The sequence below is a fragment of the Pseudomonas sp. AC193 genome, assembly GCF_979258075.1.
This window is the reverse complement of the sequence record NZ_OZ409832.1, coordinates 3,600,944-3,618,940: the sequence shown is the minus strand read 5'-3', so window position 1 is coordinate 3,618,940 and position 17,997 is coordinate 3,600,944. Positions and strand designations below refer to the sequence as shown.

Annotated in this window: 17 protein-coding genes and 1 pseudogene; 16 read left to right on the top strand and 2 right to left on the bottom strand. The window is 60.3% G+C overall.

Translation table 11 applies throughout. The annotated features are described in order from the left end of the window. The first annotated feature begins 26 nt into the window (after nt 1-26). The 14 genes and pseudogenes from flhA (at nt 27) to ACZZ0D_RS16235 (ending at nt 14,457) form a co-directional block, all read left to right on the top strand. Nucleotides 27-2,156: a flagellar biosynthesis protein FlhA gene (gene flhA, locus ACZZ0D_RS16300; protein WP_282353828.1), complete on the top strand. Its 2,130-nt coding sequence runs from the start codon at nt 27-29 to the stop codon at nt 2,154-2,156. Between the two features lie 11 nt (nt 2,157-2,167). Continuing rightward, nucleotides 2,168-3,508 carry a flagellar biosynthesis protein FlhF gene (gene flhF, locus ACZZ0D_RS16295; protein ID WP_053118396.1) on the top strand — a complete coding sequence of 447 codons (1,341 nt, stop codon included), beginning with the start codon at nt 2,168-2,170 and terminating at the stop codon, nt 3,506-3,508. 116 nt (nt 3,509-3,624) lie between these two features. Then, nucleotides 3,625-4,454: pseudogene (gene fleN, locus ACZZ0D_RS16290) on the top strand (flagellar synthesis regulator FleN). Then, nucleotides 4,451-5,191, top strand: a complete 741-nt coding sequence (fliA, locus tag ACZZ0D_RS16285) for an RNA polymerase sigma factor FliA (protein WP_007920004.1) — start codon at nt 4,451-4,453, stop codon at nt 5,189-5,191. Before fleN ends, fliA begins: the two are co-directional and overlap by 4 nt. Before the next feature lie 166 nt (nt 5,192-5,357). Next, a complete protein-coding gene (locus ACZZ0D_RS16280; protein WP_024012118.1) occupies nt 5,358-5,729 on the top strand; it encodes a chemotaxis response regulator CheY in 372 nt (123 codons plus the stop codon). A gap of 18 nt (nt 5,730-5,747) precedes the next feature. Next, on the top strand, nt 5,748-6,536 hold the full coding sequence (locus ACZZ0D_RS16275) for a protein phosphatase CheZ (protein WP_053118398.1): 789 nt from the start codon (nt 5,748-5,750) through the stop codon (nt 6,534-6,536). A gap of 36 nt (nt 6,537-6,572) precedes the next feature. After that, nucleotides 6,573-8,807 (top strand): chemotaxis protein CheA, encoded by a 2,235-nt coding sequence (locus ACZZ0D_RS16270; protein ID WP_463553772.1) that lies wholly within the window; start codon nt 6,573-6,575, stop codon nt 8,805-8,807. A 49-nt stretch (nt 8,808-8,856) separates the two neighbouring features. Continuing rightward, the gene (locus ACZZ0D_RS16265; RefSeq protein ID WP_282353822.1) at nt 8,857-10,011 is read left to right on the top strand and encodes a protein-glutamate methylesterase/protein-glutamine glutaminase; all 1,155 of its coding nucleotides are present in this window, start codon (nt 8,857-8,859) and stop codon (nt 10,009-10,011) included. Then, nucleotides 10,011-10,751 (top strand): flagellar motor protein, encoded by a 741-nt coding sequence (locus tag ACZZ0D_RS16260; protein WP_159812660.1) that lies wholly within the window; start codon nt 10,011-10,013, stop codon nt 10,749-10,751. The genes ACZZ0D_RS16265 and ACZZ0D_RS16260 overlap by 1 nt, the downstream gene beginning before the upstream one ends. Nucleotides 10,752-10,763: 12 nt before the next feature. Beyond that, the gene (gene motD, locus ACZZ0D_RS16255) at nt 10,764-11,654 is read left to right on the top strand and encodes a flagellar motor protein MotD (protein ID WP_053118407.1); all 891 of its coding nucleotides are present in this window, start codon (nt 10,764-10,766) and stop codon (nt 11,652-11,654) included. Nucleotides 11,655-11,697: 43 nt separating this feature from the next. Beyond that, entirely contained in the window at nt 11,698-12,486 is a 789-nt protein-coding gene (locus ACZZ0D_RS16250) for a ParA family protein (RefSeq protein ID WP_053118409.1), read from the top strand. A 110-nt stretch (nt 12,487-12,596) separates the two neighbouring features. Then, the gene (locus tag ACZZ0D_RS16245) at nt 12,597-13,505 is read left to right on the top strand and encodes a CheW domain-containing protein (RefSeq protein ID WP_463553771.1); all 909 of its coding nucleotides are present in this window, start codon (nt 12,597-12,599) and stop codon (nt 13,503-13,505) included. A gap of 73 nt (nt 13,506-13,578) precedes the next feature. Beyond that, nucleotides 13,579-14,064 (top strand): chemotaxis protein CheW, encoded by a 486-nt coding sequence (locus tag ACZZ0D_RS16240; protein WP_053118413.1) that lies wholly within the window; start codon nt 13,579-13,581, stop codon nt 14,062-14,064. Next, nucleotides 14,065-14,457, top strand: coding sequence for a DUF2802 domain-containing protein (locus ACZZ0D_RS16235; protein ID WP_159812664.1), 393 nt, complete (start codon nt 14,065-14,067; stop codon nt 14,455-14,457). Between the two features lie 111 nt (nt 14,458-14,568). Here ACZZ0D_RS16235 and ACZZ0D_RS16230 read toward each other — a convergent pair whose 3' ends face one another. Next, entirely contained in the window at nt 14,569-14,898 is a 330-nt protein-coding gene (locus ACZZ0D_RS16230) for an EscU/YscU/HrcU family type III secretion system export apparatus switch protein (protein WP_463553770.1), read from the bottom strand. Further along, nucleotides 14,895-16,469 carry a flagellar hook-length control protein FliK gene (fliK, locus tag ACZZ0D_RS16225; RefSeq protein WP_463553769.1) on the bottom strand — a complete coding sequence of 525 codons (1,575 nt, stop codon included), beginning with the start codon at nt 16,467-16,469 and terminating at the stop codon, nt 14,895-14,897. The genes ACZZ0D_RS16230 and fliK overlap by 4 nt, the downstream gene beginning before the upstream one ends. A 198-nt stretch (nt 16,470-16,667) precedes the next feature. Here fliK and ccmA point away from each other — a divergent pair, with 198 nt between their 5' ends. Both ccmA and ccmB read left to right on the top strand, forming a co-directional pair. Next, nucleotides 16,668-17,303 (top strand): cytochrome c biogenesis heme-transporting ATPase CcmA, encoded by a 636-nt coding sequence (ccmA, locus tag ACZZ0D_RS16220; protein ID WP_463553768.1) that lies wholly within the window; start codon nt 16,668-16,670, stop codon nt 17,301-17,303. Further along, nucleotides 17,300-17,968: a heme exporter protein CcmB gene (gene ccmB / locus ACZZ0D_RS16215; protein ID WP_007919970.1), complete on the top strand. Its 669-nt coding sequence runs from the start codon at nt 17,300-17,302 to the stop codon at nt 17,966-17,968. Before ccmA ends, ccmB begins: the two co-directional genes overlap by 4 nt. Nucleotides 17,969-17,997 lie beyond the last annotated feature (29 nt).

Here is a 17,997-nt window from a genome sequence, read left to right as displayed (position 1 = left end):
TTGCTTTAAAGGAACGGGGAAAACCGGTGGATCGCTCTCAGTTAATCAACAGTGCCCGCACAAACCTGAATGACCTCTCGCGAGGCAATCTGGGCGTGCCGTTGTTGCTGCTGGTCATGTTGGCAATGATGATGTTGCCGATCCCGCCGTTCCTGCTCGACGTGTTTTTCACGTTCAACATTGCGTTGTCGATTGTCGTGCTGCTGGTCTGCGTGTACGCGCTGCGGCCGCTGGATTTCGCGGTGTTCCCGACGATTCTGCTGGTCGCGACGTTGATGCGACTGGCCTTGAACGTCGCCTCGACACGGGTGGTGATGCTCCACGGTCAGGACGGCCACGCCGCGGCCGGTAAGGTGATTCAGGCCTTCGGTGAGGTGGTGATCGGCGGTAACTACGTGGTCGGTATCGTGGTGTTTGCGATCCTGATGATCATCAACTTCGTCGTGGTGACCAAGGGTGCCGGGCGGATCTCCGAGGTGAGCGCACGCTTCACCCTCGACGCGATGCCCGGCAAACAAATGGCGATCGACGCCGACCTCAACGCCGGTTTGATCGATCAGAACCAGGCGAAGATGCGCCGTCAGGAAGTCGCCCAAGAGGCTGAGTTCTACGGTTCGATGGACGGTGCCAGCAAGTTCGTGCGCGGTGACGCCATCGCCGGCCTGCTGATTCTGTTCATCAACCTCATCGGCGGCATGGCCGTGGGTATCTTCCAGCACAACATGAGCTTCGGCGATGCCGGCCGGGTTTACGCCTTGCTGACCATCGGTGACGGTTTAGTGGCGCAATTGCCATCACTGTTGTTATCTACAGCTGCGGCGATCATGGTGACCCGTGCTTCCGGTTCGGAAGACATGGGCAAACAGATCAATCGCCAGATGTTCGCCTCGCCAAAAGCGCTGGCGGTGGCGGCCGGTTTGATGGCGGTGATGGGCCTGGTGCCGGGCATGCCGCACTTCTCGTTCCTCAGCATGGCGGCACTGGCTGCTGGCGGCGCGTACCTGTTCTGGAAGAAGCAGAACGTCGCCAAGGTTGAAGCGCTGCAAGAGGTCAAACGCCAGCAGGAGCTGCTGCCGTCGCCGGCCCGCGCCATGGAAACCAAGGAGCTGGGCTGGGATGACGTGACGCCAATCGACATGATTGGTCTGGAAGTCGGCTACCGCTTGATCCCGTTGGTGGATCGCAATCAGGGCGGGCAATTGCTGGCGCGGATCAAGGGCGTGCGCAAGAAGCTCTCGCAGGATCTGGGCTTCCTGATGCCGACCGTGCATATCCGCGACAACCTCGATCTGGCGCCAAGCGCCTACCGTTTGACCCTGATGGGCGTGATCCTCGCCGAAGCCGAGATCTACCCGGATCGCGAACTGGCGATCAACCCGGGGCAGGTATACGGCACGCTTAACGGCATAAACGCCAAAGATCCGGCTTTCGGGCTGGAAGCGGTGTGGATCGAAATCAGCCAGCGCGCGCAGGCACAGTCCCTCGGATACACCGTGGTCGACGCCAGCACCGTGGTCGCGACGCACTTGAACCAGATTCTGTACAAACACTCCAGTGAGCTGATCGGCCACGAGGAAGTGCAGCAACTCATGCAATTGCTGGCCAAAAGCTCGCCGAAACTGGCTGAAGAGCTGGTGCCGGGCGTGGTCTCGTTGTCGCAACTGCTTAAAGTATTGCAAGCGCTGTTGGCCGAACACGTGCCGGTGCGTGACATCCGCAGCATCGCCGAAGCCATCGCCAACAACGCCGCCAAGAGTCAAGATACCGCCGCGCTGGTGGCTGCGGTGCGGGTTGGCGTATCGCGCGCCATCGTCCAAAGCATTGTAGGCACTGAGTCCGAGCTGCCTGTGATCACCCTGGAACCAAGGTTGGAACAGATATTGCTCAATAGTCTGCAGAAGGCAGGACAAGGCTCGGAAGAGGGCGTTCTGCTGGAGCCAAGCATGGCCGAGAAGCTGCAACGTTCGCTCATCGAAGCGGCGCAGCGTCAGGAGATGCAAGGTCAGCCGGTGATCCTGTTGGTAGCAGGCCCGGTGCGCGCGATGCTCTCGCGCTTTGGCCGCCTCGCAGTCCCTGGATTGCACGTGCTGGCCTACCAGGAAATACCGGACAACAAGCAAGTGACAATTGTTGCGACAGTAGGGCCCAACGGCTGAGGTAGTGGTTCATGCAAGTTAAGCGTTTTTTCGCCGCCGATATGCGTCAGGCCATGAAGCTGGTTCGTGATGAGCTGGGCGCTGATGCCGCCATCATTGGCAACCGCCGCATTGCCGGCGGTGTCGAGCTGACGGCTGCGCTCGATTACAAATTGTCGGCGCTGGCGCCACGGGTTCCGAACATGGAACTCGAAGACGAGCTGCGCAAGACCCAGTCGCGCATCGTCACCGCCCAGGCCGAGCTGAGCCTGCGTGGCGAAGCCGATGGCAATAGCAATCGCCAGATCTTTGCCGGCCTGCCACTCACCGCTGGCCTGCCGTTGACCGCCGCTGAACCGCTGACGGAGCCGACCTACGCCGCGCCAGCGCGTCCAGCCCCGGCACCGGCGCAGTCCTCCGGCGGCGTCGATCCACGCGCACTGGATTCGATGCGTTTTGAATTGAACAGCCTGCGCGAGCTGATGGAAGTGCAGCTCGGCACACTGGCCTGGAATCAACTGCAGGGCAGCCGTCCGGCGCAAGCCAATCTGTATCGCCGTCTGCAACGCATCGGTCTGTCTGGCCCGCTGTCGCGTGATCTGCTGTCGATGATCAGCGACATCGAAGAGCCGCGTCAGGCCTGGCGCATGCTGCTCGCGCATCTGGCGCGAATGATTGCCGTGCCGGAAGTCGAGCCGCTGGAAGAGGGTGGTGTGATCGCCATGGTCGGCCCTGCCGGCATGGGCAAGACCACCACGCTGGCGAAACTGGCCGCACGTTATGTGCTGAAATACGGCGCGCAGAATGTCGCGCTGGTGAGCATGGACAGCTTCCGCATCGGCGCGCAGGAACAACTGAAGACCCTGGGCCGCATTCTCAATGTGCCGGTGACCCACGTTGATCCGGGCCAGTCGCTGGTGCAGGCGCTGGATCCATTGCTGCGCAAACGCGTGGTGCTGATCGATACCGCCGGCCTGCAAGCCAGCGATCCGGCCCTGCGCATGCAGCTCGAAAGCCTCGCCGGGCGTGGCATCCGTTCAAAAAATTATCTGGTATTGGCAACCACCAGCCAGAAACAGGTTCTAACCGCCGCTTATCACAGTTACAAGCGTTGCGGGCTCGCCGGGTGCATCCTGACTAAACTGGATGAAACGGCCAGCCTTGGCGAAGTGTTAAGCCTGGCGATCAGTCATGAATTGCCGGTCGCGTACCTGACCGATGGCCCACGGATTCCGGATGATTTGCATCTGCCGCGCCGTCATCAACTGGTCAGCCGCGCCGTCAGCGTGCAAATGCAGGAAGAACCCAGCGAAGAAGCCATGGCTGACATGTTCGCTGATATCTACCACAGCCCCACCAAGCAGGTAGGCTGAGGTATTCATGAACAGTTTTTGTACCTACATCGATGGTCTGCCATGCATTGTTCCGTTTGTGAACGCGCAGCCAGTAATGTGGCCTCCGTCTATGCAAGACAAGGTAAAGAAATAACATGGGCAGCATGCATCCCGTACAGGTGATCGCGGTGACCGGCGGCAAAGGTGGCGTCGGCAAAACTAACGTGTCAGTGAACTTGTCTCTGGCGCTGGCAGAGCTTGGCCGTCGGGTCATGCTGCTGGACGCCGATCTGGGACTGGCGAACGTCGACGTTCTGCTGGGCCTGACACCCAAACGCACTCTGGCCGATGTCATCGAAGGCCGCTGTGAGCTGCGCGACGTACTGTTGCAGGTCCCGGCGGGATCCGCATCGTACCGGCCGCGTCCGGCACGCAGAGCATGGTTCATCTGAGCCCGGCGCAACACGCCGGCCTGATTCAGGCCTTCAGTGACATCGGCGACAATCTCGACGTTCTGGTGATCGACACCGCTGCAGGTATTGGTGACTCGGTAGTCAGTTTCGTTCGCGCAGCGCAGGAAGTGTTGCTGGTGGTCTGCGATGAGCCGACCTCGATCACTGACGCTTACGCACTGATCAAACTGCTCAACCGCGATTACGGCATGAACCGCTTCCGCGTCCTCGCCAACATGGCGCAGAGCCCGCAAGAAGGTCGCAACCTGTTCGCCAAGTTGACCAAGGTCACGGATCGCTTCCTCGACGTCGCCTTACAATACGTCGGCGCCGTGCCTTACGACGAAAGCGTGCGCAAAGCGGTGCAGAAGCAGCGCGCTGTCTATGAAGCCTTCCCGCGTTCCAAGTGCGCGCTGGCGTTCAAGGCCATCGCGCAAAAGGTCGACACCTGGCCGCTGCCCGCCAACCCGCGCGGCCACCTTGAGTTTTTTGTCGAGCGCCTCGTGCAGCAAACGGCAGGGCCCGTGCTATGACCGCTAGCGGTATGAATTACTACAAGAAGTCGGCACGCGACGCTCAGTACGAGCTGATCGAGCGTTACGCGCCGCTGGTCAAACGCATTGCCTATCACTTGCTGGCGCGGTTGCCGGCAAGTGTGCAGGTTGAAGACCTGATCCAGGCCGGGATGATCGGCCTGCTTGAAGTCTCGACCAAATACGACGCCAGTAAAGGCGCCAGTTTCGAAACGTACGCGGGCATTCGAATCCGCGGCGCGATGCTCGACGAAGTGCGCAAAGGGGATTGGGCACCACGCTCGGTTCACCGCAATACCCGGATGGTCAGCGACGCAATTCGCTCAATTGAAGCTAAAACCGGCCGTGATGCTAAAGATCACGAAGTTGCGGCCGAACTCCAATTGAGTCTCGACGATTACTACGGGATTTTGAATGACACCTTGGGCAGTCGCCTGTTCAGTTTCGACGATCTGTTGCAGGACGGCGAACACGAAGGGCTGCACGAGGATGGCGCGAGTGCTCATCTTGAGCCGTCACGCGATCTGGAAGATGAACGCTTCCAGGCGGCGCTGGCGGACGCGATTGCCAATTTGCCGGAGCGTGAGCGACTGGTGTTGGCGCTGTACTACGACGAAGAGCTGAACCTCAAGGAAATCGGTGAAGTCCTTGGCGTCAGTGAATCGCGGGTCAGCCAGTTACACAGCCAGTGCGCGGCCCGTTTGCGGGGGCGTTTGGGGGAGTGGCGAGCGCGCTGAAGGCAGTGTGGGGACACTGCGAACGAGGCTGGTGCGGTGATGAACGGCACCGGTCTTGCTCTGTTGTGCTCCAGACAGTCTTCGAGTGCTGCGCCGATTGATTGAAGTGGCGCGTCCAGGTGCTGGGCGCGTTTAAGACTGCTTGGAGGTCGAATTGAACAAAGACATGAAAATCCTCATCGTTGATGACTTCTCAACGATGCGGCGGATCATCAAGAACCTGCTGCGTGATCTTGGGTTCACCAACACCGTCGAGGCTGACGATGGCACCACTGCCATTCCAGTGCTCAACAGCGGAAGCATCGACTTTCTGGTAACGGACTGGAACATGCCGGGCATGACCGGTATCGACCTGCTGCGTCACGTGCGTGCCGACGAAAAACTCAAGCACCTGCCGGTATTGATGGTGACTGCTGAAGCCAAGCGCGAGCAGATCATCGAAGCCGCTCAGGCCGGTGTGAACGGCTACGTCGTCAAACCTTTCACGGCTCAGGCGCTGAAAGACAAAATCGAGAAGATTTTCGAACGCATCGGCTGATGAACGCGCGGGGGAGCTATGGAGCATAAAGAATTTTCACAGGGCGATTTCGAGTCGACCCTGAAAAAACACGCGGTCGAACTGGTCGAGAGCCTTGAAAAAGGCAAGTTCGGCGACGCTGTGCAACTGATCCATGAGCTCAATCAGACCCGTGACCGCGGCCTGTATCAGGAAGTGGGCAAGCTCACACGCGAACTGCACAGTGCGATCGTCAATTTCCAGATCGATCCGCACATGCCGCAGGCCGAGGAAGTGTCGCAAATCACCGACGCTACCGAACGTCTGGGCTATGTGGTCAAGCTGACGGAAGCTGCGGCCAACCGCACCATGGATCTGGTGGAAAGCGCCACGCCGGTGGTCAATGGTCTGGCTGAAGAAGCCCAGGCTCTGAGCACGGATTGGGGCCGTTTCATGCGCCGCGAAGTCGGGGCTGAAGAGTTCCGCGAACTGGCGCGCCGGGTCGACGGTTTTCTGTCGCGCAGCCACACGGGCAACCGTGCGGTGTCGAGCAATCTCAACGACATTCTGCTGGCCCAGGATTACCAGGACCTCACCGGTCAGGTGATCAAACGCGTGACCCAACTGGTCACCGAAGTCGAAAGCAATTTGCTCAAACTCGTACTCATGGCCAGTCAGGTGGACCGCTTTGCGGGCATCGAACATGACCGCGCCGCGATGCTTGCAGAAAAAGATCCACAAAAACATCTCTCGCAGGGTGAAGGTCCGCAGATTCATGCCGATAAACGAGAAGACGTTGTGTCCGGTCAGGACGATGTGGACGATTTGTTATCCAGCCTTGGATTTTGAGTTTAGGTTTTTAGACCTGTTAGGAGCACCCCATTAATGAGCTTCGGCGCCGATGAAGAGATCCTTCAGGATTTCCTGGTTGAGGCCGGCGAGATTCTTGAGCAACTGTCCGAGCAACTGGTCGAGCTGGAAAGCCGACCGGATGACGCGGATCTGCTCAATGCAATTTTTCGCGGTTTCCACACTGTAAAAGGGGGCGCCGGCTTCCTTCAGCTCAATGAGCTGGTGGAGTGCTGTCACATCGCCGAAAACGTGTTCGACATCCTGCGCAAGGGTGAGCGTCGCGTTGATGCAGAACTGATGGACGTGGTGCTGGAAGCACTGGACGCGGTGAACAGCATGTTCACTGAGGTGCGTGAACGCGCACCGATCACCGCTGCAACGCCTGAGCTGCTGGCAGCGCTGGCACGTCTGGCCGAGCCGCAATCGGCGGATGCCGTCGCGGTCGAAGAAGTCGTTGAAGCGCCGGTCGCGGAAAGCGATTCGGGCGACATCACCGACAACGAATTTGAACAACTGCTGGACTCGCTGAATGCCGTCAAGGCACAAGCCGAAGCCCCGCCAGCGCCGGTGGCCGATAGCGCCGCCAGCGATGAAATCACCGACGCCGAATTCGAGTCGTTGCTGGATCAACTGCACGGCAAAGGCCAGTTCGCGCCGGACGCCGTAGCGGCGACGCCAGCGGCTCCGGTTGCTCCGGCAGCGGGCGACAGCTCGGACATCACCGACGACGAATTTGAAGCGTTGCTCGATCAGTTGCACGGCAAAGGCAACTTCGCCGTCGAAGCGCTGGAGTCGGCGATTGCCTCGGCACCTGCGCCTGCTGCTCCAGCGGCCGCCGCTGCCGGCAGCGACTTGATCAGCGATCACGAATTCGAATCGCTGCTCGACGAATTGCACGGCAAAGGCAAATTCACCGATGTCGGCGCCGCCTCTGCGGGCAGCGCTTCGACGGTGGCCACGCCAGTCGCCAAGGCTCCAGCCGCTGCGGCGCCGAAACCTGTCGCCAAGCCTGAGCCAAAAGCCGAAGCCCCCAAAGCTGCTGCGCCGGCTCCGGCCCGTGCACCGGCAACACCGCCACCGGAAAAACCGGCGAGCGAAGCCGAGACCACCGTGCGCGTCGATACCGCACGTCTCGACGAAATCATGAACATGGTCGGCGAACTGGTACTGGTGCGTAACCGTCTGGTGCGCCTGGGCTTGAACAGCGGCGACGAAGCCATGCAAAAGGCTGTGTCGAACCTCGATGTGGTCACCGCTGACCTGCAAACCGCAGTGATGAAAACGCGGATGCAGCCGATCAAGAAAGTCTTCGGGCGCTTCCCGCGTCTGGTTCGTGACCTGGCCCGTCAGCTGAAAAAAGAGATCAACTTGGAGCTGGTCGGCGAAGAAACCGACCTCGACAAAAACCTCGTCGAGGCCCTGGCCGATCCGCTGGCTCACTTGGTGCGTAACGCGGTCGACCACGGCATCGAGTCGCCGGAAGAACGCGAAGCATCGGGCAAGGCCCGTGGCGGTCGTGTGGTGCTGGCCGCCGAGCAAGAAGGCGATCACATCCTGCTGTCGATTTCCGATGACGGCAAAGGCATGGATCCGAACGTGCTGCGCGCCATCGCGGTAAAACGCGGGGTGATGGACAAGGACGCGGCCGATCGCCTCAGCGATACCGAGTGCTACAACCTGATCTTCGCTCCGGGTTTCTCGACCAAGACCGAGATCTCCGACGTCTCCGGCCGCGGTGTCGGCATGGACGTGGTGAAGACCAAGATTTCCCAGCTCAACGGTTCGATCAACATCTACTCGACCAAGGGCCAGGGCTCGAAGATTGTCATCAAGGTGCCGCTGACGCTGGCGATCATGCCGACGTTGATGGTCATGCTCGGCAATCAGGCGTTCGCGTTCCCGCTGGTCAACGTCAACGAAATTTTCCACCTCGACCTGTCGACCACCAACGTCGTCGACGGCCAGGAAGTGGTGATCGTGCGGGACAAGGCGCTGCCACTGTTCTACCTCAAGCGCTGGCTGGTCAGCTCCGCCGCTCACGAAGAGCAGCGCGAAGGCCATGTGGTGATCCTTTCGGTGGGCACTCAGCGGATCGGCTTCGTCGTCGATCAACTGGTCGGCCAGGAAGAAGTGGTCATCAAGCCATTGGGCAAAATGCTGCAGGGCACTCCGGGCATGTCCGGCGCCACCATCACCGGTGACGGCCGCATCGCGCTGATTCTCGATGTTCCAAGCATGCTCAAGCGTTACGCCGCACGGCGTATTTGAATCCGGGGCGGCGGGGCGATTACGCTCCGCTGCACCTAATGGAGTGTTTATGGCAGTCAAAGTCCTGGTGGTGGACGATTCGGGTTTTTTCCGCCGCCGCGTCTCGGAAATTCTTTCAGCGGATCCGAGCATCCAGGTGGTCGGCACCGCCACCAACGGTAAAGAGGCCATCGATCAGGCACTGGCGCTGAAGCCGGACGTGATCACCATGGACTACGAGATGCCCATGATGGACGGCATCACGGCGGTGCGGCACATCATGCAGCGCTGCCCGACTCCGGTGTTGATGTTCTCCTCGCTGACCCACGAAGGCGCTCGGGTCACCCTCGATGCGCTGGACGCCGGCGCGGTGGATTTTCTGCCGAAGAATTTCGAAGACATCTCGCGCAATCCCGAGAAGGTCAAACAACTGCTGTGCGAAAAGGTGCACAGCATCTCGCGCAGTAATCGTCGTTTCAGTGCTTACAGTGCGCCGGCTCCAGTGGCTGCGCCTGCACCGACGCCTGCTCCGACTGCATCAAGTTTCAGTAGCCACAGCAGCAGCCACAGCACCAGCGCTGCGGTGCGTCCAGCGCCAGTGCATGCTCCGGTTGCAACCCGTGCACCGGCCGCCAGCGCTTCGTCGCCGGCACCGAAACGCAAGGCTTACAAACTGGTTGCCATCGGCACCTCGACGGGCGGTCCGGTTGCGCTGCAACGGGTGTTGACTCAGTTGCCAGCGAACTTCCCGGCACCGATCGTGTTGATCCAGCACATGCCGGCGGCGTTCACCAAAGCGTTTGCCGAGCGTCTCGACAAACTCTGCCGCATCACCGTCAAGGAAGCCGAGGATGGCGACATCCTGCGTCCGGGGCTGGCGTTGCTGGCGCCGGGTGGCAAGCAAATGATGATCGACGGCCGTGGCGCGGTGAAGATTCTGCCGGGCGACGAGCGTCTGAATTACAAGCCGTGCGTGGACATCACCTTCGGCTCTGCGGCCAAGTCCTACGGTGACAAAGTTCTGGCGGTGGTGCTCACAGGCATGGGCGCCGACGGCCGTGAAGGCGCGCGTTTGCTCAAGCAGGGCGGCAGCTCGATCTGGGCGCAGGACGAAGCCAGTTGCGTGATCTACGGCATGCCGATGGCCATCGTCAAAGCTGACCTCGCCGACGCGGTGTACAGCCTGGACGAGATCGGCAAGCACATCGTCGAGGCGTGTATCTGATGGATGTTCTAAGCCTTATCGGGATCATCATGGCGTTCGTCGCCATCATCGGCGGCAACTACCTTGAAGGCGGCCACATCGGTGCGCTGGCCAACGGTCCTGCCGCGTTGATCGTCCTCGGCGGCACCGTCGGCGCGGCGCTGCTGCAATCGCCGATGAGCGCGTTCAAACGCGCCATGCAGATTCTGGCGTGGATTCTGTTTCCGCCCCGGGTTGATCTGGCCGGCGGCATCGACCGTGTCGTCAACTGGAGCCTCACCGCGCGCAAGGAAGGCCTGCTGGGTCTGGAAGGCGTGGCCGATGCTGAACCGGATAATTACTCGCGCAAAGGCCTGCAACTGCTGGTCGATGGCGCCGAGCCGGAAGCGATTCGCAGCATCCTTGAAGTGGATTTCTACACCCAGGAAGCGCGCGATATCGAAGCCGCGAAAGTCTTTGAAAGCATGGGCGGTTACGCGCCCACCATCGGCATCATCGGTGCGGTGATGGGCCTGATCCACGTGATGGGCAATCTGGCCGATCCGACGCAACTGGGCAGCGGTATCGCCGTGGCATTCGTCGCCACCATTTACGGTGTCGCCAGTGCCAACCTGGTGTTGTTGCCAGTGGCGGCCAAGCTGAAGGCAATCGCGTTGCGGCAGTCGCGTTATCGCGAAATGTTGTTGGAAGGGATCCTGTCGATCGCCGAAGGTGAAAACCCTCGCTCCATTGAGTTGAAGCTGCAAGGCTTCATGGATTAAGGGAATAACCTCATGGCTCGTCGTCGCCACCAGGAAGAACACGTCAATCACGAGCGCTGGCTGGTGTCCTACGCGGATTTCATCACCTTGCTGTTCGCGTTCTTCGTGGTGATGTACTCGATTTCGTCGATCAACGAAGGCAAGTACAAAGAAATTTCCGAGGCGCTGGTCGGTGTTTTCAAAGACTCCGACCGCGCGCTCAAACCGATTCCGATCGGTGATGAGCGACCGAAAACCACCACTCCGGCCAAGCCGCTGGTCAAGGATGCCGAGCAGATTGATGCCGGTATCGCCGGGGCCAGCGATCCGCTGAAAAGCATCTCCGATGACATCAGCGCCGCGTTCGGCGACTTGATCGCGTCCAACCAGATGACCGTGCGCGGCAACGAGTTGTGGGTCGAGATCGAACTCAATTCCAGCCTGTTGTTCGGCAGTGGCGACGCCATGCCGAGCGATATCGCGTTCAACATCATCGACAAGGTCGCGGCGATTCTGAAACCGTTCGATAACCCGATTCACGTCGAAGGCTTCACCGATGATCAGCCGATCCGCACCGCGCAGTACCCGACCAACTGGGAACTGTCCTCGGCGCGTTCGGCGAGCATCGTGCGCATGCTGGCGATGCAGGGTGTGAACCCTGGCCGGTTGGCGTCGGTGGGTTACGGCGAATTTCAACCGGTGGCCAACAACGCCACCGTTGAAGGCCGCGCGAAGAATCGTCGGGTGGTGTTGGTGGTGTCGCGCAATCTCGATGTCCGCCGCAGCCTGACGGGCACCGGGACGGCCAATGCGCAACCGGACGCCGCGTTGAAGCGCGCTGGCACACAAACTGCACCGACCCCGGTCAAGACGCCGGGACGCGAGAGTGCCGTCAATTCTCCGTCACCCGCATTAACACGCTGAGCTATGTCTCGGTCGAGCATATCGGCCGGGAGGAACGAACCGAATGAGAGTCTGGGCAGTCGCCAATCAAAAGGGTGGTGTCGGTAAAACCACATCTTCCATCGCTTTAGCCGGGTTGCTGGCCGAGGCGGGCAAGCGCGTGGTTGTGGTCGATCTCGACCCGCACGGCTCGATGACCAGCTATTTCGGCTACGACCCCGACAGCCTGGAACACAGCAACTACGACCTGTTTCTGCACAAGGGCAGCGTGCCGCAAGGCCTGCCGGGGCAGTTGCTGTTGTCGACCAGTGACGAACGTATTTCGCTGTTGCCGTCGAGCACCGCACTGGCGACTCTTGAGCGGCAGTCACCGGGGCAGAGTGGCTTGGGGTTGGTGATCGCCAAGAGTCTGGCGCAACTGTGGCAAGACTTCGATTACGCGATCATCGACAGCCCGCCGTTGCTCGGTGTGCTGATGGTCAACGCGCTGGCCGCGAGTCAGCAACTGGTGATCCCGGTGCAGACCGAACACCTCGCCGTCAAAGGCCTGGAGCGCATGGTCAACACGCTGGCGATGATCAACCGTTCACGCAAACAGGCGCTGCCGTTCAGTATTGTGCCGACGCTGTTTGATCGCCGTACGCAGGCGTCGCTGGGTACTTTGCGCGTGCTGCGCGATAAATTTCCGGAAGAGATCTGGCAAGGTTACATCCCGGTCGATACGCGCCTGCGTGACGCCAGCCGTGCCGGAGTCACGCCTTCGCAATTCGACGGCAAGAGCCGTGGCGTTCTCGCTTACCGCGCGCTGCTCAAGCATCTGCTGGCGCAGCAACTTGTCGCGCAGGTGGCTTGAATGACTTTGACTTGTGTAGGAGCTGGCGCAGGCTGCGATCTTTCGCTGTGTGGCCTCCTTGAAAAGAGCAAAAGATCGCAGCCTGCGGCAGCTCCTACAGAGGGCTGCGCATGAATCGGCCGGTGAAGCTGACTTCGCGTCCGCAGTTGGCGTTGCAGTCTTATCTGGAGGATTTACTCAATGATCTTCCGGAAGAATTGCCGGCGGTAGTCGAAGCGCAGCCTGAGGCGCTGGATGAGTTTCAGGCAGCGGTGCTGGAAGAGCAGGCGCGTGATGCGCAAAAGGCTGCCGCACCGGTTGCCGCACCTGCCGCAGCGCCTGTTGCCAAGGCCCCTGTGGCGTTGATTGAAGAAACGCGTGCGTCGGTTTCAACGTTGGCGCCGTTGCTGCAAACACAACTGCTGACAGTGCCCGAGCCACCGGCGCCTGAGCCTGAAATTGAAGCGCCGGCGCCACAGGCACTGATTCCGCCCGTGGTGGAAGTGCATCTGCCGCCAAGCAACACGCCGCCACCGGTGGAAACCGATGGCCGCCCGGCGTGGGCCGCAGATGCGTTCGAATGCCTGCTGTTCGACGTTGCCGGGCTAACCCTGGCGGTGCCGTTGGTGTGCCTCGGTTCGATTTATTCGCTGGCTGGGCAAGAGTTGACGCCGCTGTTCGGTCAGCCGGAGTGGTTCCTCGGCATTCTGCCGAGCCAGGCCGGTAATTTGAAAGTCCTGGACACCGCGCGCTGGGTCATGCCGGATCGCTATCGCGATGACTTCCGTCAGGGCTTGCAGTACGTGATTTCGGTACAAGGTTACGAGTGGGGGCTGGCGGTGCACCAGGTCAGCCGCTCGTTGCGTCTGGATCCGAATGAAATCAAATGGAGAAGTCACCGGGGTCAGCGGCCATGGCTCGCCGGCACCGTGATTGAACACATGTGCGCCTTGCTCGATGTCGCTGCACTGGCCGAGTTGATCGCCAGCGGCGGGGCGAAGCACATGTCCGGCAGTAAGCCGAACCACAAACCGACATAACAGACAGTACCGGCGTACAAATGCCGGCGACGAAACATAAACCGCCACACGCGGTACTTCGAGGGGCTAGGGTATGAACGACAAGGCGACGGCGGCAAAGGGTTCTGAAGATCCGATCCTGCAATGGGTAACCTTCAAGCTGGACAACGAAACCTACGGCATCAACGTGATGCGCGTTCAGGAAGTGCTGCGCTACACCGAGATCGCTCCGGTGCCGGGCGCGCCGAGCTACGTGCTGGGCATCATCAACCTGCGCGGTAACGTCGTCACCGTGATCGACACCCGCCAGCGCTTCGGCCTGATGAATGCCGAGATCAGCGACAACACCCGCATCGTCATCATCGAAGCCGACAAACAAGTCGTTGGCATCATGGTCGACAGCGTGGCCGAAGTGGTTTACCTGCGTCAGTCGGAAATCGAGACGGCGCCGAACGTCGGCAACGAAGAGTCGGCCAAGTTTATCCAGGGCGTGTGCAACAAGAACGGCGAGCTGCTGATTCTGGTCGAACTGGACAAGATGATGAGCGAAGAAGAATGGTCGGATCTGGAGAACATCTGATTGATTCTTGAAGTCGCGGTCATTGTCCTGTTCCTCTTCTGGGCAGGCACGCTGGCAATGTTTCTGGCGTACATCAAGGCGCAGAAACTAATCGCTGCGCAACAGGCCCAAGGCGATGCGCTGCGTGATCAGCGCATCAAAGACCTGGCCAAACGCGTCGACGACTACCAGAACGGCAACGTGCGCATGGGCGAAGCCCTGCACGAGCTGCGCTCGGTCGTCGCGCCGTTACCGGACAAGCTTGTTGCACTGGAACAACGCGACCCGTCGAGCCTGTCATTCGCCCAAGCGGCGAAACTGGTGGGGATGGGCGCGAGCGTTGATGAACTGACTCAGTCGTGCGGGTTGACCCAGGCTGAGGCCGAGTTGATGCGCAAACTGCACAAAAACTGATTTTGCGCCAAGGCTGATGGCCTATTCGCGAGCAAGCCCGCTCCCACATTAGATCGGTGTACGCCGAACCAATGTGGGAGCGGGCTTGCTCGCGAAGGCGTCTTCGAAGACTCAATAATCATCCCCGCGATCGGTGATGTCCTTCTCAACCATCGGCGCCTCCGGATCCTGCCCTTCGGGGAATTTTCCCTTCAGATTCCACGCAAACGCGATGATTTCGGCGATCGTGCGGTACAGCTCCTCGGGGATGCTGTCGCCCAATTCCATCCGCGCCAACAAGCGCACCAACTCGGCGTTCTCGTAGATCGGCACCTCGCAATCGCGGGCGATGCGCAGGATTTCTTCGGCCAGTTCGTCGTCACCTTTGGCGGTGAGGGTCGGGGCGTGGTTGCCGTCGTATTTGAGGGCGATGGCCTGGCGTGGGGCGGTGGAATCGTTCATGCGGTTTCGTCGACCCAGCGGTGTTCGAGGCGGGTTTGGTTGCCTTGCGGCGGCGTGCCTTGGTGGCAGTCGATATCGCCGACATTGAGCCCGCGATCAAGCAGGCGTTGGCGCAAGGCGAACAGGTTATTTTCGATCAGGTCGGCGGTGTACGCCCGTTCGGCCCACAGTTGGCCGGACAGGCTGCCGGCGACCAGTTGCGCCTGAATCTGCATTGGCCCGAGCGGTTCCATGTCGAATGCCAGATCGACGCGCCACAGTTGCTGCTTGGGCTCGCGTTCGTCACGGCGTTCGTTCGGTTGCGGCTCCCGTTCCGGCGCCTCTTCACGCTGGAATTTGACCTGCAATGGCACGATGTCTTGCATATTTCGCATGGGGATTTCCAACTGCCAGGTGCTGAGCAGACGGCCGTCATCGGTGACGCCGGTCTGTTCAAGACTCGACAGTTGATGGCTCTGCAGGCGCGACACAGCAGCGGCGGCGAGGCGCAGCAGATGCTCCAGATCTCCTTCGCCATCCAGGCTTTGCAGCAGGCGGTCGGGCAGGGGGAAGCTGCTTGGCACCGGTTTCGCGCTGACCTGGCCGAGGGTGCCGAGGGCATTGCGGACGAAGCTCGGCAGCGCTTGCGCCAAAGTGTTGGCCGCGATGATTGCGTTGAAACTGGCGTTGCCCGGCGCTCCCGGCGACAGTTGCGCGATCAGTTTGAGCAGATCGGCTTTGATGTCCGGGGTCAGGGTTGGGTTCTGTCCGGTGAGCAATTTGGCTTCGAGGAAGGCGCCGCTGTTGGCCAAGGCCAGCGCCACGCCTTTGGAAGTGGTCATTTGCTGAAGATCGGGGAGGCTGGCGAGCAGTTTGTCGACCGCCGCGCGTAAGTCAGCTGAAGTCTGATCGTTATCCGCCGGCAGATTTTGCAGTGCGTTCAGCAGACCGCTCAGAGACGCTTGGCGACTTTGCTGGCCGACCAGTTGCTGACTGACGGCCAGTTGTTCCTGCCGGCTGCTCAGGGGCAGGAATTTCAGGGTTTGCGCATCTTCCACCAACGCCGAGAGCAAGGTGCCGATGCGCAGCGGTTGCGGGCTGTCGATGGTCAGCGTGCTGCCGCTCTGCGCGGTGTTGAGCAAACTGACCAGCGAACGGAATACCGTCGCTTGCCCCGGCGTTTGCGGCAGTACCTGCGAAGTCAGGACTTTGCCTTGCAGCAACGTGCCCACGGGCAATTGCGACGTATCAATGCGGGTGAGGGCGGCGACGCTGCTGGCGATGGCCTGTTGCACAGTGATCGCCAGATTGCCGGCCGAGGGTTGGGTGATCGCAATGCTGGTGCCTTGCAGCAATGGCAGATTGCTGGTCGCTTGCACGGTGGTCTGGCGGCCGCTGTCCAGCGTCACTTTGAGCAACAATTGAAAGGTCTGATCCGCCTGCTTCAGCGACAACACCTCGGCTTTGGCACTCTGCCCGGCGCCGATCAAGCCTTCGACCGGCGTCAGCAGCTTGAGCAGCTCACCGACCTGCGGGCGAGCAGTCGCCGGTGTGGCCTGCGGGAGCGGGAGGATGTTCATTTCGCCTGTCATACAGTGAAACAACCTTTAGAAAATGCACTCTGGGGAGTCGGGCACGCCATGTATAATGCCGCCCGTCTTGCGATTCGTTCAAAAAAACATAGCAATTGTTTGACGCAGCTCTCTAGATCGAGCCGTCATTGCATTTATGCTGCATCTCTTTAACGGCCGCGCCAGAGCCGACTTGAACCGTATAAGGCCCGTGATCCCTTGACCAGTCCTGTCCTGCAAACTGTTGCCCTCGCGTGTGAACGTGACCTGCGGCTGCTCTTCGAGAATCTCGAATTGAGACTGGCCAGTGGCGATATGGTGCAAATCAGCGGTTCCAACGGCAGCGGTAAAACCAGTTTATTACGCCTGTTGGCCGGGTTGATGCAGCCGACCGACGGTCAAGTCCTGCTCAACGGTTTGCCGCTGACTGAACAGCGCAGCGAACTGGCGCGCAACCTGTTGTGGATCGGCCATGCTGCCGGAATCAAGGATTTGCTGACCCCGGAAGAGAATCTCTCGTGGCTCTGCGCCCTGCATCATCCCGCCGAACGCGAGGCGATCTGGCAAGCGCTGGCAGCCGTCGGATTGCGCGGTTTCGAAGATGTTCCCTGCCACAGCTTGTCCGCCGGCCAGCAACGCCGCGTGGCGCTGGCGCGGTTGTATCTGGACAGTCCGCCGCTGTGGATTCTCGACGAGCCGTTCACCGCCCTCGATAAACAAGGCGTTGCGCAACTTGAAGAACATCTGGCCAACCATTGTGAACATGGTGGTCTGGTGGTGTTGACCACGCACCACACGTTGAGCCGGATGCCGGCCGGTTATCGCGATATCGATTTGGGGAACTGGGCAGTATGAGTGTCTTCGGCCTGCTGGTTGCCCGTGAATCGCGACTGCTGTTTCGCCGCCCGGCGGAGCTGGCTAATCCGCTGATTTTCTTCGCCATCGTCATCGCTTTGTTCCCGCTGGCCGTCGGCCCGGAAACTCAAGTGTTGCAAAACCTGTCCCCGGGGTTAGTCTGGGTGGCGGCGCTTTTGTCGGTCTTGCTCTCGCTGGACGGGCTTTTCCGCAGTGATTTCGAAGACGGATCCCTGGAACAGTGGGTCCTTTCGTCGCACCCCCTGCCACTACTGGTATTGGCCAAGGTGCTGGCACACTGGCTTTTCTCCGGTCTGGCACTGGTTTTGCTCTCACCTCTGCTGGCGTTGATGCTCGGTTTGCCTGCCGCGTGTCTGCCGGTTTTGTTGCTGTCGTTGTTGCTGGGTACACCGGTGCTGAGCTTGCTCGGCGCGGTGGGCGCGGCACTGACGGTCGGTTTGAAACGCGGCGGCCTGTTGTTGGCGCTGCTGATTCTGCCGTTGTACATCCCGGTGTTGATCCTTGGCAGTGGCGCCTTGCAGGCCGCCCTCCAAGGCATGCCGGCGACCGGGTATCTGCTGTGGCTTGGTAGCCTGACCGCCCTGGCGATCACCCTGACACCTTTTGCAATAGCTGCTGGCCTGAAGATCAGCGTCGGCGAATAATGAGGTCTGATCAAAATTTGATCAGCAAA